We start from the raw sequence: 820 nt of genomic DNA, 5'->3' as shown, positions 1-820 counted from the left end.
CGCCCAAGGTCACAATGACGTTTTGAAAATTCTTTTCCAGCAGCTTGCAGGCTTTTTCTTCAATCGTGAAATCCCCTGGAATCATCAAATCGATCTCGGTTTCATTGGGGATAACCAGAAAGCAATCCTTGAAATATTCGTAATCAATCTCTCTTGCAGGTGCTGGATTTAAGATGAGCTTAACGTTATGTTTGCGGCAAATGGATGTCACGTACTCGATTGTATCCATAGGAATTTCCATCTGAATTAAGCAATACGTCACCTTTTCAAAGATCCATTCAAACGACCTGACTTGTTCCACGCTTAGCCGCGAGTTGGCTCCGGGATTAACCACAATATTGTTATCCCCATTATCGGAAACATAAATATATGCGTTGCCTGTGGGTAACAAATCATCGAATGCAATGCCACTCGCGTCGACTCTGTTTTTGATCAAGCTGTTATATAGTTCACGGCCATACAGATCATTGCCCACGCGACCGATCATATACACCTTACCGCCCAATTTCCCTGCGCCGACTGCCTGATTGGCTCCTTTACCGCCGGCTGCACTCCTGATGTCGTTCGTCAGGATCGTTTCCCCGACCTTAGGAATATGTGAAACCTTCATGATGATATCCATATTCAAACTGCCGACAATGACGATCTGATCGACGGGGGCATCATCTAAGCTCAGAGGTGAAGTAACACTGTGCCTGATGGACAGAGATGGTTCATAGACGAGATTCCGGTCGTCCGCTTCACTTTTGATTTGCTTGATCAAAGCTGCACACGCCTCATAACCCATTTCATAAGAAGGATAAGCCACTGAGGTTAAGGT

Annotated in this window: 1 protein-coding gene; it reads right to left on the bottom strand. The window is 45.2% G+C overall.

Annotation, left to right across the window (positions count from 1 at the left end):
- A partial coding sequence (locus AC1DWB_RS36405; protein WP_477545910.1) for a ribokinase occupies positions 1-763 on the bottom strand: 763 nt, incomplete at its 3' end.
- Positions 764-820 lie beyond the last annotated feature (57 nt).

Source organism: Paenibacillus sp. P4_E11, assembly GCF_056401635.1.
Note: the sequence above shows the minus strand (reverse complement) of the source record. Positions and strands in the feature narration are given on the sequence as shown.